Annotated in this window: 9 protein-coding genes; 6 read left to right on the top strand and 3 right to left on the bottom strand. The window is 44.2% G+C overall.

Features of this window, described 5'->3' with window-relative positions:
• Nucleotides 1–105: 105 nt before the first annotated feature.
• Nucleotides 106–753 (bottom strand): SecY-interacting protein, encoded by a 648-nt coding sequence (syd, locus tag L2737_RS02485; protein ID WP_248954654.1) that lies wholly within the window; start codon nt 751–753, stop codon nt 106–108.
• Between the two features lie 59 nt (nt 754–812).
• Between syd and queF the strand changes: the two genes are divergently transcribed.
• The gene (gene queF, locus L2737_RS02480) at nt 813–1,667 is read left to right on the top strand and encodes an NADPH-dependent 7-cyano-7-deazaguanine reductase QueF (protein WP_102527864.1); all 855 of its coding nucleotides are present in this window, start codon (nt 813–815) and stop codon (nt 1,665–1,667) included.
• A 109-nt stretch (nt 1,668–1,776) separates the two neighbouring features.
• On the opposite strand, the gene L2737_RS02475 is transcribed toward queF, so the two are convergent.
• Both L2737_RS02475 and fusA read right to left on the bottom strand, forming a co-directional pair.
• The gene (locus L2737_RS02475) at nt 1,777–2,703 is read right to left on the bottom strand and encodes a 4'-phosphopantetheinyl transferase family protein (protein WP_283108215.1); all 927 of its coding nucleotides are present in this window, start codon (nt 2,701–2,703) and stop codon (nt 1,777–1,779) included.
• A 285-nt stretch (nt 2,704–2,988) separates the two neighbouring features.
• On the bottom strand, nt 2,989–5,028 hold the full coding sequence (gene fusA, locus L2737_RS02470; protein WP_248954653.1) for an elongation factor G: 2,040 nt from the start codon (nt 5,026–5,028) through the stop codon (nt 2,989–2,991).
• A 370-nt stretch (nt 5,029–5,398) separates the two neighbouring features.
• Here fusA and L2737_RS02465 point away from each other — a divergent pair, with 370 nt between their 5' ends.
• Genes L2737_RS02465 through pfaD form a run of 5 tightly spaced genes read left to right on the top strand, consistent with a single transcriptional unit; the run spans nt 5,399 to nt 24,491 of the window.
• A complete protein-coding gene (locus tag L2737_RS02465; protein ID WP_371995918.1) occupies nt 5,399–6,262 on the top strand; it encodes a transcriptional regulator in 864 nt (287 codons plus the stop codon).
• Complete coding sequence (locus L2737_RS02460; protein WP_248954652.1) at nt 6,259–14,541, top strand: type I polyketide synthase; 8,283 nt, start codon at nt 6,259–6,261, stop codon at nt 14,539–14,541. The genes L2737_RS02465 and L2737_RS02460 overlap by 4 nt, the downstream gene beginning before the upstream one ends.
• Nucleotides 14,538–16,769: a PfaB family protein gene (locus L2737_RS02455; RefSeq protein WP_248954651.1), complete on the top strand. Its 2,232-nt coding sequence runs from the start codon at nt 14,538–14,540 to the stop codon at nt 16,767–16,769. The genes L2737_RS02460 and L2737_RS02455 overlap by 4 nt, the downstream gene beginning before the upstream one ends.
• On the top strand, nt 16,724–22,852 hold the full coding sequence (locus L2737_RS02450; protein ID WP_428848371.1) for a beta-ketoacyl synthase N-terminal-like domain-containing protein: 6,129 nt from the start codon (nt 16,724–16,726) through the stop codon (nt 22,850–22,852). The genes L2737_RS02455 and L2737_RS02450 overlap by 46 nt, the downstream gene beginning before the upstream one ends.
• Before the next feature lie 10 nt (nt 22,853–22,862).
• Nucleotides 22,863–24,491, top strand: a complete 1,629-nt coding sequence (pfaD, locus tag L2737_RS02445; protein ID WP_248954650.1) for an eicosapentaenoate synthase subunit PfaD — start codon at nt 22,863–22,865, stop codon at nt 24,489–24,491.
• Nucleotides 24,492–24,608 lie beyond the last annotated feature (117 nt).

Genomic DNA, 24,608 nt, shown 5'->3' with positions numbered 1-24,608 from the left:
TTAATTAATGACCTCTTAGGCTATAAGCCTGCGGTTCAAAAAAGCCTGACTTATAATGAGTAAGTCAGGCTTTTATTTTCACATCACGCTAAACGCGCTGATTGATCATTTACGTTTCAGTAAATCATTACACATCATCTTCATTCGCTGCCAAATTCCAGGGTGAGCGACATAATTGTCTTCAACAATAGGTGCAACTGGTGGCATAACGCGTGGCGATAATGCATCGATGAATTCGGCTAAACTGTCAGCCAGTTGGTCTTTAGGTTTATCACCAGGAATTTCAATCCACACACTGCCGTCTTCATTATTTACGGTGATCATTTGGTCTCCATCACCTAATACACCCACAAACCAAGTTGGCGCTTGCTTAAGCTTTTTCTTCATCATGAGATGACCGATCACATTTTGTTGCAAAGAATCAAAGTCTTGCTGATTCCAAACTTGGAGTAATTCACCCTCACCCCATGTTGAATCAAAATACAAAGGCGCAGAAAAATACTCACCATAAAATGCATTAATATCTTGATGTAATTTGAGCTCTAAAGCGTGTTCTACATTACTGAAATCAGAGCTATTTTTACGTTTAACAGCCTTCCAGGAAACGGCTTCATCTGATTCAAGATCATACTTACCTTCAATGCAGGCGGATCCTTGCCCAAGTGGGAAATAACGGGGAAACTCGCCTAATACATCCTGATAAGCTTGAATATAACGGCTAGAAAAATGATCCAATGAAGTTGAACAAGACACTTAAGATGCTCCAATTTTGGGTTATAATATAAGTCTATTTTGACACGGAAACAGACTAGATGACACACAATCACGACCCCTATAGTGATGCAGAGGCACTTAAAGGACTCACTTTAGGCCAAACGACGCAATATCAAGCAGAATATGATGCTTCACTGCTGCAAGGGGTTCCTCGTAAACTGAATCGAGATGCCATTGAATTAACTGATACGCTTCCTTTTCAAGGTGCTGATATTTGGACAGGTTACGAGCTGTCTTGGCTAAATGCCAAGGGTAAACCCATGGTCGCTATTATTGAAGTTTACTTAGCGATTGAAAGTGATAATTTAATCGAATCCAAATCTTTTAAGCTATATCTCAACAGCTACAATCAGACACGATTTGACAGTGTTGAACAAGTGCAGCAAACATTAGTTACCGACTTAAGCCTCTGTGCTAATGGTAACGTTAGCGTCAAAGTCATTGAGCCAAAGCATTTTAATACCCAGCGTATTGTTGAATTGCCGGGTCACTGTATTGACGAGCTTGATATTGAAGTAGATGACTATCAATTTAAACCTGAGTATCTTGAAAACAGCACTGATGATAAACACGTAGCAGAAACGCTGACTTCAAACCTGCTAAAGTCCAATTGCCTTATCACCTCACAGCCTGACTGGGGCAGCGTAATGATCCGTTATCAAGGCCCTAAAATTGACCGTGAAAAACTGCTGCGCTATTTAATTTCTTTCCGCCAGCATAACGAGTTTCATGAGCAATGTGTCGAGCGTATTTTTACCGATTTAAAGCGCTATTGTGAATGCACAAAACTAACGGTTTATGCCCGCTATACACGTCGTGGTGGTTTAGATATTAATCCATTCAGAAGTGACTTTGAGCAGCCACCAGAAACTCACCGTTTAGCTAGACAGTAAGCTGTGTAGTGACAAATAAAAACGGATTAAGCGCGGCAAGTGAATTGCCGCCTTACAATCTAAGCAAAATGCGTTTTTTGTTATTCGATACTTTTTTGCTGTTCTAAGCTCAAAAGATGTCGGAAAAGTTAACTTGTTTAGCCTTCACAACAACCTTATTTTCAGCCCCGCAACCGACACTGATCGCAAATCGGTATGTTTGATCAATCCTGCCTAAATAACATTGCCAATTGGATGCGGTGACATATTGCTTTGTGTCGGTTTCACACAGCAAACTCAGTGGAATGTTATCAGACAATAACAACTCCTTGTTTAGTAACTTATAAGTACTTGACGTCATATGCGCATCTGGCACTTTATGAGTAACTGACAATGGTTCATGTGAAACTGGCAAAGGACAAAATTGTAGGTTCTTGAGGTCAAATGCAAACGATTTAAGTGATAATGCCAAGCCTAGGCCTTTGGCTTTTATGTAAGATTCTTTTAAAGACCATAAATCAAAGAAGCGCTCTCTCTGCTGATTTTCCGGTAACGCCAATAACGCAGATTCTTCTGGGGATGAGAAGTAGTGATGTAAAATGGCATGAATGTTAGTACTGTTTCGGCGTCGTTCTATATCAACGCCAAAATCAACACCAAACTCTTCTGCAATCACTGAGTCTGCACTCTTAAAGGCAATAGTATTAGAATCAATCGCATTGTGGATCACGCCAATCAACAGCCACTCACCGCTATGGCTGACATTAAACTGAATTCCCGTTTGCTTATATTGCGCAGCTGATAACCTTGGTTTCCCCTTCTCACCATATTCAAATTGCCACTGCTGTGGCGTAATATCTGCAAATTGGGACAACACTGCACGTAAATATCCACGTACCATCAAACCTTGTTCTCTGGATGATTGTTGAATAAAGCGATCGACTTTAATCAGTTCATTTTCAGGCAGCCATGAACGCACGATAGATGCACTACAATCATCGAGTAAATCAGTATTAAGAGAACAATAAAACAGTTGAATGGTGGTAGAAGACTGCAAATTAAGCTCACACAGAGTAACAATAGCGTATTGTCGCTTTTTTTAGGGGGTTGTTTCAACTAGCAGCCTATCTGTTTGTTGCAATAAAAAAGAGCTAAGCCAAGCTTAACCCTTTTATTCTTCGGTCAATAACTATTGCAAGAGTTACTCAAGCAATTAACCTGCTAATGCTTGAATAGATTTACGCTTATATCAAAAAGTACTTTTATCAAAGAGAGCTTATATCCAAGATATGCTTATATCAAAGAGTGCTTTTATCAACTAACGCGTTAATTGACTTATAAGCTAACTAACCACAGCCTTGAGCTCTTTTTGTGGCAATACATCGTAACGACTGAATTGCATCGAGAACTGACCATCTCCTCCGGTCATCGATTTTAGCCGAGTAGAATAGTTACTCACATTGGCTAGCGGCGCTTCTACATTAACTTCCACTAAACCTTTACTGTTAGCCTGTGTGCCACACACAATACCGCGGGCAGAACTAATGTCACCGGTGATCTCACCCACATGGGTTTGCGCTACTTGAATATTCATATCAACTATCGGCTCTAACATTACAGGTTGCGCTAATTTCACTGCCTCCATAAAAGCTCTTTTACCTGCCATAACAAAGGCTATTTCTTTTGAGTCAACGCTGTGATGCTTGCCATCAAGCACGGTCACTTTGATATCTTGCAGCGGGTATCCTCCTAACTCTCCGACGAGCATGGCTTCACGAACGCCCTTTTCAACTGCTGGAATATACTGGCTAGGCACCGAGCCACCCACCACTTTAGAGACAAACTCAAAACCTTGCCCACGAGCAAGAGGCTCAACTTTTAACTCAACCTCACCAAACTGGCCTGAACCACCAGATTGCTTTTTATGGCGATAACGAAATTCAGCCTCGCCCATAATGGTTTCCCGATACGCAATGGCAGGAATGTCGGTTTCCATATCAACATTAAATAGATTCTGCGCTTTCTCCAATGCAATTTGCAGATGTAAATCCCCTTGTCCTTGCAATACAGTTTGGCCTTCAGCTTCATTGCGGCTGATTTGCAAACTAGGATCTTCTGCCACTAACTTATGTAACACTTCCGATATTTTTTGCTCATCACCGCGGCGTTTTGCAGATACCGCTAAGCCAAAAATAGGCTGCGGGAATTTGAGCTCCGGTAAATGGAATTCATCTTCATCATGACTGTCATGCAGCACTGCACCTACTGTCAATTCTTCCAATTTAGCTATAGCGCAGATATCTCCAGGTAACGCTTGGTTCACATTGATTTGTTTGTCACCTTGCAACTTCATTAAATGAGACACTTTAAACGGCTTACGACCGCTACCAATAAACAATTTCATTCCCACAGAAATCGTACCTTGATACAAGCGGAAAACCCCCATACGTCCAAAAAACGGATCTATCGCCACCCTAAATACATGAGCTAAAACATGGTCTGAGGCTTTTTGTGTGACATTAATTGGCTTAGCATCATCACCAAACCCTTTAATAAACTGTGGTGGGTTAGCTTCAAGCGGGCTAGGCATTAATTTAATCAGCATTTCTAATAACGAGCCAATACCAATATCTTGCTCAGCACTGGTAAAACAAACTGGCACTAAGTGCCCCATTCTTAATGCTGTTTCTAATGGTGCATGTAATTGCTCAGGGCTTAGTGATTCCCCCTGCTCGAGATAAAGCTCCATTAAGGCTTCATCTTCTTCTAATACGGTATCGACTAGCTCATCTCTGGCTTGGGTAGGGCTACTGAATAGCGTCGATGTGGTTTCATCACAATGTAAATAACAATCAACGACTGAATCCACAACGCCATCAGCATTGGTATGAGGTAAATTAACCGGCAAACAGCGATGACCAAATTGATGCTGAATATCCATCATCACTTCTGACACGTTTGTTTCATTGCCATCCATATGATTAATCGCAATGATCACCGCTTTACCTTGACGGCGCGCCGCTTCAAAAGCGCGTTTAGTGACAGATTCAATGCCGACACCGGCATTGACGACTAATAACACCGACTCAACGCCGGGTAAGGGTAATAGTGCACGACCAAAAAAGTCAGGTAATCCAGGAGTATCGATAAAATTGATGTGATGCGATTGATAATCAAGATTTAAAAAGGAAGGTTCTAAACTGTGGCGGTGGGATTTTTCTTGGGCAGTGAAATCAGCATGATTTGTACCCTTATCGACCCTGCCTTTTAAAGTGATTGCATCAGCGCTAAAGAGTAATGCCTCAAGTAATGAGGATTTCCCTGCGCCAGTGTGTCCGAGCACTGCCAGATTGCGGATTTGCTCAGTGGTAAACTCAGCCATGATGGCCTCCTTTGTTCACATTATTAAACTATCCATATTTTGTCTTTGTATGTTTACAGCTGCCTATTATTTGCACTCAAACCAGTATACGACTGAAAGAAAGTGAATAAATTGACCTAGATCAGTCTTTACACCGACCCCATTTTTTATAACAAAACCACTCATTCAGCTTACAAGTGTTAGCTAGTTCTGGTCGTATCAGTGATTAATTAGTTTCGGGTGATTGTATCGACCTAAAACCTCAGGTACTCTGCATGCTCGTTTATGCTAAAACACTAATAATGAAGATGAACAAACGTTAATCTTCATTATGATTTTAAGAGTCCCAATAGATTGTACGGAGTATTCATTCTGCTATGGCCGTCCTTAAATGACAGCAAACCGACAAGCTAAATCTGCCATGAAAAAACCTGGCAAAAAAGTATCTTCCGATTGTGATGCGGCAAACACACCTGTGCGCCATCGCAATGCAACAACGACACCTGAAATGCGTCAATTCATTCAGACTTCCGAGTTTACTGTCAGCCAGTTAGCTAAAATTCTTAATATTACTGAAGCAACAGTCAGAAAGTGGCGCAAGCGAGACTCAATAAGTGATACACCTAATACCCCACATCATTTAAAGACCACCCTTTCACCAATGGAAGAGTATGTGGTTGTCGGGTTGCGCTATCAATTGAAAATGCCCTTAGATAGGCTGCTAAAAGTCACCCAACAGTTCATCAATGAAAACGTATCTCGCTCTGGTTTAGCCCGTTGTCTTAAACGTTACGGTGTATCCAAACTCGATGAGTTTGAAAGCCCTTTTGTACCTGAACGATATTTTAATCAGTTACCCATTGTTCAGGGTACAGATGTAGCGACTTACACCTTAAACCCTGAAACTCTGGCTAACACCCTTGCTCTACCAGAGGCTACGCCCGATAACGTGGTACAAGTGGTTTCATTAACCATTCCACCGCAATTGACACAAGCAGACAGTTATTCAATTTTACTCGGTGTCGATTTTGCAACCGACTGGGTTTATCTCGACATCTATCAAGACAACCACACACAAGCGACCAATCGATATATCGCTTATGTGTTAAAGCACGGACCGTTTCATCTACGTAAGTTACTCGTCAAAAATTACCATACATTTTTAGCTCGTTTTCCTGGTGCAACTGCAGCAGAAAACGCGCCTCAAAATAATAAATCAGCTAAGGATAAGCTGAGTACTGGAGACTCAAAATGAGCCAAACCCCTACTAATCCTGAGACGCTCTCTCAAGAAAACAGTCAATCTCAAGATTCGAGATTAAATAAACGCCTTAAAGACATGCCAATTGCCATTGTTGGCATGGCAAGCATTTTTGCAAATTCGCGTTACCTGAATAAATTTTGGGATTTAATCAGTGAAAAAATTGATGCGATTACCGAAGTGCCTGAGTCGCACTGGCGTCCTGAAGATTACTTTGATGCTGATAAATCAACGCCAGATAAAAGCTACTGTAAACGTGGTGGCTTTATTCCAGAAGTTGACTTTAATCCAATGGAATTCGGCCTGCCACCAAATATTTTAGAACTGACTGATACTTCACAATTGCTTTCGCTAGTCATTGCCAAAGAAGTTCTTGCAGATGCGGGCGTTACCTCTGAGTACGATACTGACAAAATCGGTATTACGCTGGGTGTGGGTGGCGGTCAAAAGATCAATGCAAGCTTAACGGCGCGCCTGCAATACCCAGTGCTTAAAAAGGTATTTAAAAGTAGCGGCCTAAGTGATGCTGACAGCGATATGCTGATCAAAAAATTCCAAGACCAGTACATTCACTGGGAAGAAAACTCATTCCCAGGCTCACTAGGTAATGTTATTGCAGGTCGTATTGCTAACCGCTTCGATTTAGGCGGCATGAACTGTGTTGTTGACGCTGCATGTGCAGGCTCACTTGCCGCAATGCGTATGGCATTAACTGAGCTGGTTGAAGGCCGCAGTGAAATGATGATCACTGGTGGTGTTTGTACCGATAACTCACCTTCAATGTACATGAGCTTTTCAAAAACCCCAGCGTTCACCACCAATGAAACGATTCAACCCTTTGATATCGATTCAAAAGGCATGATGATTGGTGAAGGTATCGGCATGGTAGCCCTTAAGCGCCTTGAAGATGCAGAACGTGATGGTGACCGTATTTACTCAGTCATTAAAGGGGTTGGCGCTTCATCTGACGGTAAGTTCAAAAGTATTTATGCTCCGCGCCCTGAAGGCCAAGCAAAAGCACTAAAACGTGCTTATGATGATGCAGGTTTTGCCCCTGAAACCGTTGGCTTAATTGAAGCGCACGGCACAGGCACTGCAGCAGGTGATGTAGCCGAATTCAATGGTCTTAAATCAGTATTTGGTGAAAATGACCCAACCAAACAGCACATTGCGTTAGGTTCGGTTAAATCTCAAGTGGGTCACACTAAATCTACCGCTGGTACTGCTGGCGTGATTAAAGCCGCCCTTGCACTGCACCACAAAGTGCTACCGCCAACCATTAATGTCTCTAAGCCAAACCCTAAACTAAACGTTGAAGATTCGCCGTTTTTCGTTAACACTGAAACCCGTCCTTGGATGCCTCGCCCTGACGGCACACCACGTCGTGCTGGTATCAGCTCATTTGGTTTTGGTGGCACTAACTTCCACTTAGTATTGGAAGAATATAGTCCAGAACACAGCCGTGATGACAAATACCGTCAACGCCAAGTGGCTCAAAGCTTATTAATTAGTGCTGATAACAAAGCAGCCTTAATTGCAGAAGTGAATAAGTTAACCGCTGAAATCAGCGCACTTAAAGGTACTGACAATAGCAGTATTGAGCAAGCAGAGCTCACGCGCATTGCCAAGCAATATGCAGTGACTAAAATTGAAGATTCCGCTGCCCGCTTAGGTCTTGTGGTATCAAACCTTACCGAGCTAACCACTCAGCTTGGTTTAGCGTTAAAGCAACTTAATAACGATTCAGAAGCATGGCAATTGCCATCGGGTACCAGTTACCGCTCATCAGCACTCATCACTGTGACAACTAAGGGTAAAAAAGCGACTAGCGAACCAAAAGTCGCAGCGTTATTTGCCGGCCAAGGCTCGCAATACGTCAACATGGGTATTGAAGTCGCTTGTCATTTCCCTGAAATGCGTCAGCAACTGATCAAAGCCGATAAAGTGTTTGCAAGCTTTGACAAAACACCACTATCACAAGTGATGTTCCCTATTCCTGCTTTTGAAAAAGCAGATAAAGATGCACAAGCGGCATTACTCACCAGCACCGACAATGCGCAAAGTGCTATTGGCGTAGTCAGCATGAGTCAGTATCAGTTACTGAGTCAGGCAGGCTTTAGCGCGGATATGTTTGCAGGTCATAGCTTTGGTGAGCTTTCAGCATTATGTGCCGCTGGGGTAATTTCAAATGATGATTACTATCAGCTTTCATATGCTCGCGGCGCAGCTATGGCTTCATCGGCTATAGATAAAGACGGTAATGAATTAGATAAAGGCACCATGTACGCCATTATCTTGCCAGCTCATGATGCTGATGCAGCAAACAGCGATAACATCGCTAAGTTAGAAACCTGTATTGCTGAATTTGACGGTGTAAAAGTCGCTAATTATAACTCTGCGACTCAGCTTGTTATCGCAGGCCCTACAGAGTCTTGTGCACAAGCAGCTAAAGCCATTAGCGCATTAGGCTTTAAAGCCATTGCACTGCCTGTCTCTGGCGCATTCCATACGCCACTTGTAGGACATGCACAAAAGCCATTCGCTAAAGCCATCGATAAAGCCAAGTTTACTGCCTGCAAAGTTGAATTATTCTCAAATGCCAGCGGTGAAAAACATCCAACGGATGCTAAGTCGATTAAAGCGGCATTTAAACAGCACATGCTACAGTCGGTTCGCTTTACTGATCAGTTAAACAGCATGTATGACGCTGGAGCGCGTGTATTTGTTGAGTTCGGGCCTAAGAATATCTTGCAGAAACTGGTTGAAGCCACGCTAGGTAACAAAGCAGAAAGCGTATCAGTGATTAGCATCAATCCCAATCCGAAAGGTAACAGCGATCTGCAGTTACGTATTGCGGCTATGCAACTTAACGTACTTGGCGCACCGCTAACGGAGGTTGATCCTTATCAAGCAGAAATCGCCGCCCCTGCAGTGCCGAAAGGCATGAACGTCAAGCTAACAGCTTCAAACCATATCAGTGCACCAACCCGCGCTAAAATGGAAAAATCATTAACCACTGGCAAAGTCACTTCACAAATTGTTGAAACTGTTGTCGAAAAAGTGGTTGAAGTACCGGTTGAAAAAGTAGTAGAGAAAATCGTGGAAAAAGAAGTCATTAAAACAGAATACGTTGAAGTTGCCGCATCAGGTTCAACTGCAGTGTCTAACGCTGCTGCTCAAGCGCCTCAAAAAATAGCACCTCAAGCTCCAGCACAAAGTGCTCCAGCTTCAGGCAGCTTAGAAGCGTTCTTCAATGCACAACAGCAAGCAGCTGATTTACATCAGCAGTTCTTAGCCATTCCACAGCAATATGGTGACACCTTTACTCATCTAATGGCCGAGCAAAGTAAAATGGCTGCTGCAGGACATGCTATTCCTGAGAGCCTACAACGCTCAATGGAGCTATTCCACCAGCATCAAGCTCAAACACTACAAAGTCATACTTTGTTCCTTGAGCAACAAGCACAGTCAAGCCAAAACGCATTAAGCATGCTGACTGGTCAAGCACCAGTAGCGACAGCGCCTGTTGTTGCAGTTCCTGTTATCAATACTCCTAGAGTTAATGCGCCTATCGCTGCAACTCCAGTGATTACAGCGCCAGCACCAGTCGTTGAAGCTGTAAAAGTAGCCGCTCCAGTACAAGCGCCTGTTTCCAAACCTGCCGCTATGGCAGCTCCAGCGCCACGTATTGAACCAGTAAAAGCACCTGCCCCAATTACTGCTCCTGTCGTTGCGCCGGTAGTTGCAGCAGCGCCTGCAGGTTTAAACGCAGAAACAGTGCTGAACACTATGCTCGAAGTCGTTGCTGAAAAGACCGGTTACCCGACTGAAATGCTTGAATTAAGCATGGATATGGAAGCAGACCTTGGTATCGATTCAATCAAGCGTGTTGAAATTCTAGGAACCGTTCAAGACGAACTACCAACGCTACCAGAGTTAAGCCCTGAAGATTTAGCTGAATGTCGTACACTTGGCGAAATCGTTGATTATATGAACAGCAAGCTGCCTACAAATGCAGCTGAAGGGATTCAAATAGCAGCTCAAACTGCTGTTGCAGCACCAGCATCAGGTCTTAGCGCAGAAACCGTGCTTAATACAATGCTTGAAGTCGTAGCTGAAAAAACCGGTTACCCAACTGAAATGCTTGAACTGAGCATGGATATGGAAGCAGACCTTGGTATTGATTCAATCAAACGTGTTGAGATTTTAGGTACCGTTCAAGACGAACTACCAACACTGCCAGAATTGAGCCCTGAAGATTTAGCTGAGTGTCGTACCCTTGGCGAAATCGTTTCTTATATGAACTCTAAGCTACCAGCTGAAGACTCTAAACTTCCTACAAGTGCCGCTGAAGCCTCTCAGCTACCAACTACTGGTTCTGCTCCAGTAGGTTTAAGCGCTGAACAAGTTCAAAGCACCATGATGACTGTGGTTGCTGAAAAGACGGGTTACCCAACTGAAATGCTTGAACTGAGCATGGATATGGAAGCAGACCTTGGTATTGATTCAATCAAGCGTGTTGAAATTTTAGGTACCGTTCAAGATGAACTGCCAACACTGCCAGAATTGAGCCCTGAAGATTTAGCTGAGTGTCGCACCTTGGGCGAAATCGTTTCTTATATGAACTCTAAGCTGCCAGCTGAAGGCTCTAAACTTCCTACAAGTGCCGCTGAAGGCTCTCAGCTACAAACTGCTGGTTCTGCTCCAGTAGGTTTAAGCGCTGAACAAGTTCAAAACACCATGATGACTGTGGTTGCTGAAAAGACGGGTTACCCTACTGAAATGCTTGAGTTGAGCATGGATATGGAAGCGGATTTAGGTATCGACTCAATCAAACGTGTTGAGATTCTAGGTACCGTTCAAGATGAACTACCAACACTGCCAGAACTTAACCCTGAAGATTTAGCTGAGTGTCGTACCCTTGGTGAGATCGTCAGCTACATGAACAGCAAACTTCCTGCAGTCAGTGCAAATACTGTCACTGCACCAGTGACGCAAGTTGCTCCTGCTAACAATGGTTTATCAGCTCAAGAAGTTCAAAACACCATGATGACTGTGGTTGCAGAAAAGACCGGTTACCCAACTGAAATGCTTGAGTTAAGCATGGATATGGAAGCGGATTTAGGCATCGACTCAATCAAACGTGTTGAGATTTTAGGTACTGTTCAAGACGAGCTACCAGGCTTGCCAGAGCTTAACCCTGAAGATTTAGCTGAGTGTCGTACACTTGGTGAAATCGTCAGCTATATGAACAGCAAGCTTCTTCCTACAAGTGCAGCCGCAGGCGCTAATACACAGGCAGCTCCAGCAGTTAGTGGTTTATCAGCTGAAACAGCCCTGAGCGCCCCGTCAGGTTTATCTGCAGAGCAAGTTCAAAGCACTATGATGACTGTGGTTGCTGAAAAGACCGGCTACCCAACGGAAATGCTTGAACTAAGCATGGATATGGAAGCGGATTTAGGCATCGACTCAATCAAGCGAGTTGAAATCTTAGGTACTGTTCAAGACGAACTACCTGGCTTACCAGACCTAAACCCTGAAGATTTAGCAGAATGTCGCACTTTAGGCGAAATCGTTAGCTACATGAACAGCAAACTAACGACAAGCAGTGTTGTGAACACTGCAGCATCAACGGCAGCTGCACCAACAGCCACAGCAGATTTAGCAAACGACTTACCTCCTCATCAGGAAGTCGCACTAAAAAAGCTACCAGCGGCGGATAAGTTAGTTGACTGTTTTTCAAAAGACGCATGTATCGTTATCAATGATGACGGTCATAACGCAGGTGTTTTAGCTGAAAAATTAGTAGCAACAGGCCTAACCGTCGCCGTTATTCGTAGCCCTGAATCTGTGACATCTGCGCAATCACCGCTAAGTAGCGATATTGCCAGCTTCACTTTATCAGCGGTCAGTGATGAAGCAATTAGCGATGTAATAGCTCAAATCAGTAAGCAACATAAGATTGCAGGTTTTGTTCACCTGCAGCCTCAACTCGCAACATCAGGCAACTTACCATTAAGTGATGCTGGATTTATCGCAGTTGAGCAAGCTTTCTTGATGGCAAAACATCTACAAAGTCGTTTTAGCGAATTAGCACAATCACAACGCGTAAGCTTTATGACAGTGAGCCGTATTGATGGTGGTTTTGGTTATTTAAATACCACTGAACTGGCAAAAGCTGAGCTTAACCAGGCTGCTTTATCTGGTCTCACCAAAACCCTCGGCCATGAGTGGCCAAACGTGTTTTGTCGAGCATTAGATATTGCACCAAGTTTTGAAGCTGTTGAGCTTGCTCAAGCAGTGATTGCAGAGCTTTATGATGTTGAAACAAGCATTGCAGAAGTCGGTGTTAGCGACCAAGGTCGTCACACACTCACAGCAACAACAGCGGCGCAAACTCGCTACCAAACAACATCGCTCAATAGTAGTGACACAGTGCTTGTTACTGGCGGCGCAAAAGGCGTGACATTTGAATGTGCCTTAACACTTGCTAAGCAAACCCAGTCGCACTTTATCCTAGCGGGTCGCAGTGAGCATTTAGCTGGTAATTTACCGACTTGGGCTCAAGGCAAACAAGCAAAAGAATTAAAAGCTGCTGCAATCGGGTTTATTCAATCTCAAGGTAACAAGCCAACACCTAAGCAAATTGATGCCTTAGTTTGGCCGATTACCAGCAGTTTAGAGATTGACCGCTCACTAGCCGCGTTCAAAGACGTTGGCGCAAGTGCTGAGTACGTCAGCATGGATGTCAGTTCAGATGCAGCTATTAAACAATCACTTGCTGGTCTAAAACCAATTACAGGCATAATTCATGGTGCTGGTGTACTCGCCGATAAACACATTCAAGACAAAACATTAGCTGAGTTAGGCCGTGTATATGGCACTAAAGTGTCAGGCTTTGCTGGCATCATCAATGCGATTGATGCAAGCAAATTGAAGCTAGTTGCTATGTTCTCATCTGCAGCGGGTTTCTATGGCAATACGGGTCAAAGTGATTACTCAATGTCGAATGAGATCCTTAACAAGACAGCACTACAACTTGCAGCAAACTACCCGCAAGCAAAAGTGATGAGCTTTAACTGGGGACCTTGGGACGGCGGTATGGTCAGTTCAGCCTTAAAGAAAATGTTTGTTGAACGCGGCGTATATGTGATTCCGCTCGATAAAGGCGCAAACTTGTTTGCTCACAGTCTATTGTCTGAGTCTGGCGTACAGCTATTAATCGGTTCAAGTATGCAAGGTTCGGCATCAACTGAAGGCGCTGCTGTAAAAAAGCTTAATGCGGACTCTTCGCATAATGCCGAGGGTTCGCTGATTCTTTCTTTAAATAATGCTGCAAGTCACCGTGTTGTGAGTAACACGGTGAGTGTTGAACGAGTACTAAATCCTGTTGCAATGCCTTTCATTGAAGATCATTGCATCGCGGGTAATCCAGTACTACCAACAGTGTGCGCCATACAATGGATGCGTGAAACTGCGCAGCAATTGTGTGGTCTGCCTGTATTGGTTCAAGATTATAAGCTGCTAAAAGGCATTATTTTCGAGACTAAAGAGCCACAAGTATTAACGTTGAAACTGACGCAAACTGAATCAGGCTTAACAGCACTGATTGCTAGTCGCATGCAAAGTGATGATGTGGATAGTTTGCTTAGACCTCAGTATCAAGCCAGCCTCCTTGTTAATGAGAACGTTGTTAATGAGAAGCTCGGAAATGTCGCTGTTTCAAACACGCTACCAACAGTGGTAAAAAACGCCCAGCAGTTAGCAGAGTCAGGCAAAGTCATCAGCACAGATAGTGAGCTATATAGCAACGGCAGCTTATTCCACGGCCCTCGCCTTCAAGGAATAAAGCAGCTGTTAATTGCCGACGATAAGCAGTTGGTTTGTTCGGTTGAATTACCACAAATTGATGCTAAAGATTGTGCAAGCTTTACGCCGCAAACAGGTTTAGGTGGTAGTCAGGCTTTCGCTGAAGATTTGCTACTGCAAGCCATGTTAGTGTGGGCGCGTATCAAGCATGATGCAGCCAGCTTACCTTCAACCATTGGTGAGTTAACCACTTATGCACCGTTTGCATCAGGTGACAGTGGCTACTTAGTGCTGAATGTGGTTAAAAGTACCAGTCGTTCATTAACGGCTGACATTGCTTTATATCATCAAGATGGCCGCCTAAGTTGTACGATGACAAACGCTAAAACGACAATCAGCAAAAGCTTAAATGAGGCTTTTTTAGCCCCAGCTAAAGCATTAGCTGATTTGCAGGAGTCAGTGTGAGTAATCAAACTCTTTCTGCACAAAAAGTACAGTCTACAACATCAGCAAGTGCGGCTAACATGCGCATCGCGTTAAAGTTAGTGGCGAATGAGTCTTTCTCATTCGCCGCGCAAGCTGAAATGAACAGCTCTGCTTTTGCTGCCATCAAGTCATGTTCTTTAGCTGACAGTATTGGTTTGTCAGCTATCGTGCTTGAAATTGATGTGTCATCGTTAGACGACACATCAGCCCCCGCAAACCAAGCTATCAGTTTTAGTGACTATTTAGCCCAAGCGATTGTTCATATAGAACAACAGCAAAGTGTGCTACTCAGCCACCCTGCTATGCCTTATCGTTTATTAATGATGCCAGCTATTGTTGCTGCTAAGCATCGCTGCCACCCCCATGCTTATTTAACAGGTATGGGCGATGATAGTAATGCAAAAACAGCAACCTCTAAGGCATTATCTCAAGCGAAACGCGCTCATATCAGCCCAATCCAAATGGATGCGACTCATTGCAACAGCTATAAAGATAAGTTTGCTGAATTGATAACGCTAGTTGGCAACATTGCAGCGCGAAGCATGCCTGAAACGCCTGCTAAGCTCACTGCAGACAGTTCAAAATACTGGTTCAGCGAAATGCATCAAAGCCGCGTGGCTTGCTTCAATATCACTGAAGGCGCTCATCATCATGCAGCTGTGTTAGTTCAAGGAACTGAGCTTGCCCAGGCAAAATCTATGCTGGATGAAAAGCGGATATTTATCCCTTTATCTGCAGATAATTTGCAAGCGTTCAAATTGCAATTAACAGACTTACACGCCCAACTTGATAGCATTAAATCGCAGTCAGATAACATCATGACTTTAATGCTCACTCAGCTGGAAAAGTTTGCTAACAATAACGCGTTATCGGCCGTGATCATGGCAAACTCGGCAGCTGCAGCTTTTACTGAAGCCGAAGCCATGCTATTGGCTGTTGAAACAGCATTAAATAACAACACAACAGAACTCGATTACAAAACGCCGTCTGGGAGCTGTTTACATACTTCATCCCTACAAAAAGACGCGCATAGTGGCGTCTGTTTTGTCTACCCCGGCGTAGGTACTGTTTACCCACAAATGTTTGCTCAATTACCCAGTTACTTTCCAACGCTGTTTTCACAATTAGAACGTGAAGGCGACGTCAAAGCCATGCTGCAAGCAGAAAGCATTTACGCTGAAAATGCCAAAGTATCAGATATGAGCCTAGATAAACTGGCCATTGCTGGTGTCGGTGTGAGTTATATTTTAACTAAGATATTAACCCAGCACTTTGCTATAAAACCAAATTTTGCCATGGGTTACTCTATGGGTGAAGCGTCGATGTGGGCCAGTCTTGATGTGTGGAAAACGCCGCACAATATGATTGAAGCAACTCAAACCAATAGCATTTTCACCACCGACATTTCAGGTCGATTAGATTGCGTGCGTCAAGCATGGCAATTGAATCATGATGAAGATATTGTCTGGAATAGTTTTGTGGTTCGCGCTGAGCCAAGCATCATAGAAGCTGCCTTAAGTGACTACCCTCGTGCTTATCTCGCCATCGTTCAAGGCGACACCTGCGTACTTGCTGGTTGTGAGCAAAGCTGTAAAGCGCTACTTAAGCAAATAGGTAAACGTGGGATTGCTGCGAATCGTGTTACTGCGATGCACACCCAACCTGCGATGCTAATACGCGACAATGTGCAAACATTCTATCAGCAACCGCTTCATGATCAGGCTGTACTTAATGCACAAGCGGCGCAAATACAATTTATGAGCGCTGCCAGCACTATACCTGTTAGCGTCACCAGCGAAGCAATTGCAGACTCTATTGCTGATACATTCTGCCACCCGCTGAATTTTACGGAATTAGTAAACAATACACGTAAACAAGGCGCCAGTTTATTCGTTGAAATTGGCGCAGACAGACAAACCAGCACCTTAATCGACAAAATTACCCGCACCTCTGAAGCCCCCGATACAGTAATGAATTCAGCATGCCAAGCCATTGCAACTAATGCTAAAGGCGGCGATGACCTAACAGCGCTACTGAAATGTATTGCTCAACTTGTGGCTCACAACGTGCCGTTATCACTCAATTATTTAACTGATGGTTTAACCAACCTTTTGACTACGCAACTTATGACAGCGCAAAGAAGTCAAACTGCGATGAGTCAATCAAACTCTCAGTTAGCCTCACAATTAGAAGGAGAACAATCTTGAGTTCTCAATCGAATACACAACACGCGAGTTTGCCAAAAATTGCGATTGTCGGTTTAGCGACCCAATACCCTGATGCGGAAACACCGGCAAAGTTTTGGCAGAATCTATTAGATAAAAAAGACTCTCGCACAACCATTAGCAGCCAAAAACTCAATGCTAACCCTGCTGATTTTACTGGTGTACAAGGTCAGTCAGACCGCTTTTATTGTGATAAAGGCGGTTATATTCAAAACTTCAGTTTTGATGCTAATGGTTACAAAATCCCAGTGGCGCAATTTGACGGCCTTGATGACAGCTTTTTATGGGCAACAGATACTGCCCGCAACGCATTAAATGATGCTGGCATTGATATTACAAACCCACAAAATGCAGCTAGCTTAAGCCGTACAGGGATTGTAATGGGAACCTTATCGTTCCCAACAGCAAAATCGAATGAGTTGTTTGTCCCGCTGTATCACAGCGCGGTAGAAAAAGCCTTACAGCATAAACTGCAGCAAGCTGATTTTACCCTGCAAGCTTTTGACTCTGAAGGCTTTGCAACGCAGGCGACACCTGCCTCATTATCTAACGGTGCGATTGCTCATAACGCCTCAAAGTTAGTGGCTGACGCGCTGGGTTTAGGCGCTGCGCAATTAAGCCTAGATGCCGCCTGTGCAAGTTCAGTTTACTCGCTAAAACTTGCCTGTGACTACTTGCATACTGGCAAAGCTGACATGATGCTTGCTGGCGCAGTGTCTGGCGCTGACCCATTCTTTATTAACATGGGTTTCTCCATTTTTCACGCCTACCCTGACCATGGTATTTCTGCGCCTTTTGATAGTAACTCAAAAGGTTTATTTGCCGGTGAAGGTGCTGGAGTATTAGTGCTAAAGCGTCTTGAAGATGCCGAACGCGATGGCGACCATATCTACGCGTTGGTTAGCGGTATTGGATTATCAAATGACGGCAAAGGTCAATTTGTATTAAGCCCGAATAGCGATGGCCAAGTTAAAGCGTTTGAGCGTGCTTATGCTGACGCAGCAATGCACGATGAAAGTGCTGGCTCTGAGCGTTTTGGACCAGACAAAGTTGAAGTGATTGAGTGTCATGCAACAGGCACACCTTTAGGTGATAAAGTTGAACTGACTTCAATGGAGCGCTTTTTCAGTGACAAGCTCAAAGGGAGCAACACGCCGCTCATTGGCTCTGCTAAGTCTAACTTAGGTCATTTGCTGACGGCTGCAGGAATGCCTGGGATCATGAAAATGATCTTTGCTATGCGCCAAGGTATGTTACCGCCAAGTATTAATATTAGCGCGCCGATTGCATCTCCATCGGAGATGTTTGGCCCAGCCACATTACCCAATGATGTATTACCTTGGCCAGACAAAGCAGGCAATAAAGCCCGCCATGCTGGGGTATCGGTTTTTGGTTTTGGTGGCTGTAATGCTCATTTATTGGTTGAGTCTTACTTTGCTAAAAATAATGCTAATAACAGCACTCGCACCCCGTCACATTCAACGACTCATTCAGCGACTCATTCAACGACAATCAATGCGCAATTACCTATGCATATTACCGGCATGGCATCGCACTTTGGCTGCCTTAGCACCATTAATGCATTCGCTAATGCCGTTGCAACTCAGCAAAATGCTTTTAGTGCATTACCAGCAAAACGTTGGAAAGGCCTTGATAAACACCCTGAATTATTAAGCCAATTTGGCATTGCAGAAACAGCGCCAATGGGCGCTTATATCGACCAGTTTGATTTCGATTTTTTACGTTTCAAAGTGCCACCGAATGAAGATGACCGTTTGATTTCTCAGCAGCTGTTATTAATGAAAGTGGCTGATGAAGCGATACATGATGCCAAGCTTGAGTCAGGTAGTAAGGTAGCCGTGCTTGTGGCAATGGAAACTGAACTTGAATTGCATCAATTTCGCGGTCGAGTCAATTTGCATACCCAAATAGCAGCAAGCCTTAAGGCCCATGGCGTAAGCTTATCTGACTCTGAATACCAAGCACTTGAAACCATTGCCATGGACAGCGTGTTAGATGCCGCTAAGCTCAACCAATATACCAGTTTCATTGGTAATATTATGGCGTCGCGTATCTCATCGTTATGGGATTTCAATGGCCCAGCCTTTACGATTTCAGCGGGCGAGCAGTCGGTTAATCGCTGTATTGATGTGGCGCAAAACTTATTCTCGATGGAATCTCGTCAAGAGCCATTAGATGCAGTGATTATTGCCGCGGTTGATTTATCTGGCAGCATTGAAAACATGGTGCTAAAAACGGCCAACTTAGCGAAAACAGGGGCGAAAACAGCTCAGCAGCAAACGCTTAATATTGGTGAAGGTGCTGGTGCAATTGTTCTGCAAACCGCCACACCAAAAGCTGTTAATGTCGAGTCGTTAGATTTAATTCATCAAGCCTTAGGCGCAGTAGAATCACCAATCACTGAACATGACACATCAATATTACTGCAAAACAGCTACGGTACAATTAATACGTTAGCCTTTGGTCATAGCGAGCAAGTCAATAGCATCAGCGATAGCTTGTTAACCCCTGCAGGGTTAGCGGCTGAGCAGATTAATGCCCTGGAGCTTAACCAAGCACCAGATGGACAGGTATTGCCAAATAATATCAGTGCAGTGCAGCAGTTATCGCAAATGTTTAGCCAATCAAGCCCGAGCCAAGCGCAGCAGTGCATTGGCCATACGTTTGCAGCATCGGGTATTGCCAGCTTATTGCATGGCGTTTTATCACTTAAAACAGATTCAACAAGTCAAAACCTTGTTGTAGCCACAATGAGTGAAAATCAATGTTCGCAACTGCTCGTTAGTCAATCAGCGCAGCAATCAACAGCGCTTAAGACCCGAATAAACACAGATATTGGCCAGCAAACCGCCAAAAAACTGAGCTTAGTGAAACAAGTCAGCTTAGGTGGCCGTGATATTTATCAACATATTGTCGATGCACCTTTACCTGAGTTAGACAGTATTCGCGCTAAAACGGCCAAATTAACGCCAGTAGCCAAAAGCACTCCGTTGACGATGGCCGAGCGTAACCAGTTTATTGCGCCAGCAAATACAAATGCAGTGACAGCTGACACTACTCCCCCAATTTCAATGACAACAGAGACTTCTATGCCGTTTTCTGATCGTTCAACCCAGTTTAACCCTAAACCAAGCCAGTCAGCGCCGAAGCAAGTCGCTTCGCCTCAAACCGCCATCAACCAAGTGCCAAGTGTTGCCATCAGCCAAGTGCCACCTGCACACTTAACTGCGTTTGAACAAAACCAATGGTTAGCCCATCAAGCGCAATTAGCGTTTTTGAAGAGCCGTGAGCAAGGTTTAAAAGTGGCAGACGCGCTCTTAAAGCAAGAGCTAGCCTATGCAAATGGTCAGCCTTATATTGCCCAATCAGTCGCACAAGCTGTTGCACCTATCCAAGCAGCAAACGTGTTAGCTCAGCCAGTAGCATCTGCTCCAGTTTTGCGTCCAGATCATGCCAACGTGCCGCCATACACAGCGCCAGTGCCAGCAGATAAGCCATGTATTTGGAATTATGCTGATTTAGTGGAATATGCAGAAGGCGATATTGCCAAAGTATTTGGCCCAGATTACGCTGTAATTGATAACTACTCTCGCCGTGTACGTCTTCCTACAACAGATTACTTATTGGTATCTCGTGTTACTAAGCTCGATGCCACCATGAATCAATACAAGCCATGTAGCATGACAACGGAATATGACATCCCTGAAGATGCGCCGTATTTAGTTGACGGACAAATTCCATGGGCAGTAGCCGTTGAGTCAGGCCAATGCGATTTGATGCTGATCAGCTACTTAGGCATTGATTTTGAAAACAAAGGTGAGCGCGTTTATCGTCTTCTTGATTGTACGTTAACCTTCTTAGATGACTTACCTCGTGGCGGCGATACCTTACGTTACGATATTAAAATCAACAACTTTGCTAAAAATGGCGACACCTTATTATTCTTCTTCTCTTACGAGTGTTTTGTTGGCGATAAGATGATCCTCAAAATGGATGGCGGTTGTGCCGGCTTCTTTACCGATCAAGAGTTGGATGATGGCAAAGGCGTTATTCGCACTGATGATGAAATCAAAATCCGTGAAACAGCATTAAACAACCCGAACAAACCTCGTTTTGAACCACTACTACATTGCGCGCAAACTGAGTTTGATTATGGACAAATCCATCATCTACTGAATGCCGATATTGGTGGTTGTTTTAGTGGTGAACACCACAACCATCAACAAGCTTCGGGTAAACAAGACTCGTTATGTTTCGCTTCAGAAAAGTTCTTGATGATTGAGCAAGTTGGCAACCTGCAAGTTCATGGCGGCGCTTGGGGCTTAGGCTTTATTGAAGGCCACAAAACCTTAGCACCTGATCATTGGTACTTCCCTTGTCATTTCCAAGGTGACCAAGTGATGGCTGGCTCGTTGATGGCAGAAGGCTGTGGCCAATTACTGCAATTCTTTATGTTGCACATCGGCATGCACACCTTAGTTGAAAACGGCCGCTTCCAACCACTTGAAAATGCGTCGCAAAAAGTACGTTGTCGTGGTCAAGTATTGCCGCAACATGGCGAATTAACGTACCGCATGGAAATCACTGAAATTGGTACTCACCCTCGCCCATATGCAAAAGCAAACATTGATATTTTACTCAATGGTAAAGCGGTAGTTGATTTCCAAAACCTTGGTGTGATGATTAAAGAAGAAGCCGAATGTACCCGTTTCATCGGCGACACTTCAGAGACAAGTGCTATCATTTCAAGCACAGTCCAAAACAACAATAGCCATAATACGCCTGCATCAACAAATGCACCGTTAATGGCGCAAGTGCCTGACTTAAGCGCACCAACCAACAAAGGGGTTATCCCACTGCAGCATGTTGAAGCGCCGCTGATCCCTGACTATCCAAACCGCACCCCTGATACGCTGCCGTTCACTGCTTATCACATGTTTGAATTTGCCACAGGCAACATAGAAAACTGTTTTGGCCCTGACTTTAGTATCTATCGCGGCTTTATCCCACCTCGTACGCCGTGTGGTGACTTACAGTTAACCACTCGTATTATCGATATTGACGGTAAACGTGGCGAACTTAAAAAGCCATCATCATGTATCGCTGAATACGAAGTCCCAACAGATGCATGGTACTTTGCTAAAAACAGCCATGCCTCTGTAATGCCATATTCAGTACTAATGGAAATCTCACTGCAACCAAACGGTTTTATCTCAGGTTACATGGGCACGACGTTAGGCTTCCCAGGTGAAGAGTTATTCTTCCGTAACCTTGATGGTAGTGGCGAGTTACTCCGCGATGTGGATTTGCGCGGTAAAACCATTGTTAACGACTCAAAACTGTTATCTACCGTGATAGCTGGCAGTAACATTATTCAAAGTTTCACCTTTGATTTAAGTGTCGATGGCGAGCCTTTCTACAAAGGCAGCGCGGTATTTGGTTACTTCAAAGGCGATGCACTTAAAAACCAACTGGGTATTGATAATGGCCGCATCACGCAGCCTTGGCATGTTGAAAACAATGTTGCTGCCGATATCACCGTTGATTTACTGGATAAGCAATCTCGCGTATTCCATGCGCCTGCTAATCAGCCACATTACCGTCTAGCCGGTGGTCAGCTTAACTTTATCGACAAAGCTGAAATCGTTGATAAAGGGGGCAAAAATGGTTTAGGTTACTTGTCTGCATCTCGCACCATTGACCCAAGTGATTGGTTCTTCCAGTTCCATTTCCATCAAGATCCTGTGATGCCGGGTTCATTAGGCGTTGAAGCGATTATCGAGTTAATGCAAACTTACGCCATCAGTAAAGACTTAGGTAAAGGTTTCACTAACCCTAAATTTGGTCAGATTTTATCTGACATCAAATGGAAGTACCGTGGCCAAATTAACCCACTGAATAAACAAATGTCGTTAGATGTGCACATCAGTGCAGTTAAAGATGAAAACGGCAAACGCATTATTGTAGGTGACGCAAACCTAAGCAAAGACGGTTTACGTATATACGAAGTTAAAGACATCGCAATCTGTATCGAAGAGGCATAAAGGAATAATAATGACTATAAGCACTCAAAACGAAAAGCTATCTCCATGGCCTTGGCAAGTTGCCCCGAGTGATGCCAGCTTTGACACTGCCACTATCGGTAAAAAATTAAAAGAACTGACTCAAGCTTGTTACCTGATTAATCACCCTGAAAAGGGCTTGGGTGTTTCACAACATGCCCAAGTGATGACAGAAAGCATCAACAGCCAACAAGATCTACCCGTCAGTGCATTTGCCCCTGCATTAGGAACACAAAGTTTAGGCGACAGTAATTTCCGCCGTGTGCATGGGGTTAAATACGCATACTACGCAGGCGCGATGGCGAATGGTATTTCATCAGAAGAGCTAGTGATTGCATTAGGTCAAGCTGGCATCTTATGCTCGTTTGGCGCAGCAGGATTAATTCCTTCTCGTGTAGAGCAAGCAATTAACCGTATTCAAACTGCGCTACCAAATGGCCCATACATGTTTAACTTAATCCATAGCCCAAGCGAACCCGCGCTTGAGCGTGGCAGTGTTGAACTATTTTTAAAACATAAAGTGCGCACCGTTGAAGCATCAGCATTTTTAGGGCTAACCCCACAAATTGTGTATTATCGCGCAGCGGGTTTAAGCCGTGATAGTCAAGGCGAAGTCGTTATCGCCAACAAGGTTATCGCTAAAGTGAGCCGCACCGAGGTTGCTATTAAGTTTATGCAACCTGCCCCAGCTAAAATGCTGCAAAAACTAGTTGATGAAGGCTTAATCACTGCAGAGCAAATGGAGCTTGCGCAGCTCGTTCCTATGGCCGATGACATCACAGCAGAAGCTGATTCTGGTGGTCATACAGATAACCGTCCGTTAGTGACATTATTGCCAACTATTTTAGCGCTAAAAGATAAAGTGCAAGCTGAGTATCAGTACAAAACACCTATTCGCGTAGGTTGTGGCGGTGGTGTCGGCACCCCTGATGCGGCACTCGCCACCTTTAACATGGGCGCAGCGTATATCGTTACAGGTTCAATTAACCAAGCTTGTGTTGAAGCTGGAGCCAGTGAACACACTCGTAAGTTGCTTGCGACAACAGAAATGGCTGATGTGACCATGGCGCCAGCAGCTGACATGTTCGAAATGGGCGTAAAACTACAAGTGGTTAAACGCGGCACATTGTTCCCAATGCGCGCAAACAAGCTTTATGAAATTTACACCCGTTATGAATCCATTGAAGCTATACCAGCAGAAGAGCGTGAAAAACTTGAAAAACAAGTCTTCCGTTCAACCCTCGATGAGATTTGGGCAGGCACAGTAGCCCACTTTAACGAGCGCGACCCTAAGCAAATCGAGCGTGCTGAAGGAAACCCGAAACGTAAAATGGCACTTATCTTCCGTTGGTATTTAGGTCTTTCAAGCCGTTGGTCAAACTCTGGCGAAGTGGGTCGTGAAATGGATTACCAAATTTGGGCAGGCCCTGCACTTGGCGCGTTCAATGAATGGGCAAAAGGCAGCTATTTAGATGATTATACCCAGCGAAATGCGGTAGACTTAGCCAAACACTTGATGCATGGCGCAGCGTACCAAGCTCGCGTTAACTTATTGACTGCTCAAGGCGTACCGCTTCCGGTTGAACTGCAACGTTGGAGCCCGCTTGATCAGGTAAAATAACCTAACTGCTAATCCGCAGTTGTTGTTTTACAATATGAGCCAGTTATCAGTTTATGGCAAGTTAACGGTAAGTTAGCGGTAAGTCATGTATCAAACAACAAATTGCGTTATCAGCCT

It is taken from the genome of Shewanella electrodiphila (assembly GCF_023283985.1).
Taxonomy (GTDB): Bacteria; Pseudomonadota; Gammaproteobacteria; order Enterobacterales; family Shewanellaceae; genus Shewanella; species Shewanella electrodiphila.
The sequence above is the reverse complement of the archived record's forward strand: the minus strand, read 5'-3'. Positions and strand labels throughout refer to the sequence as shown.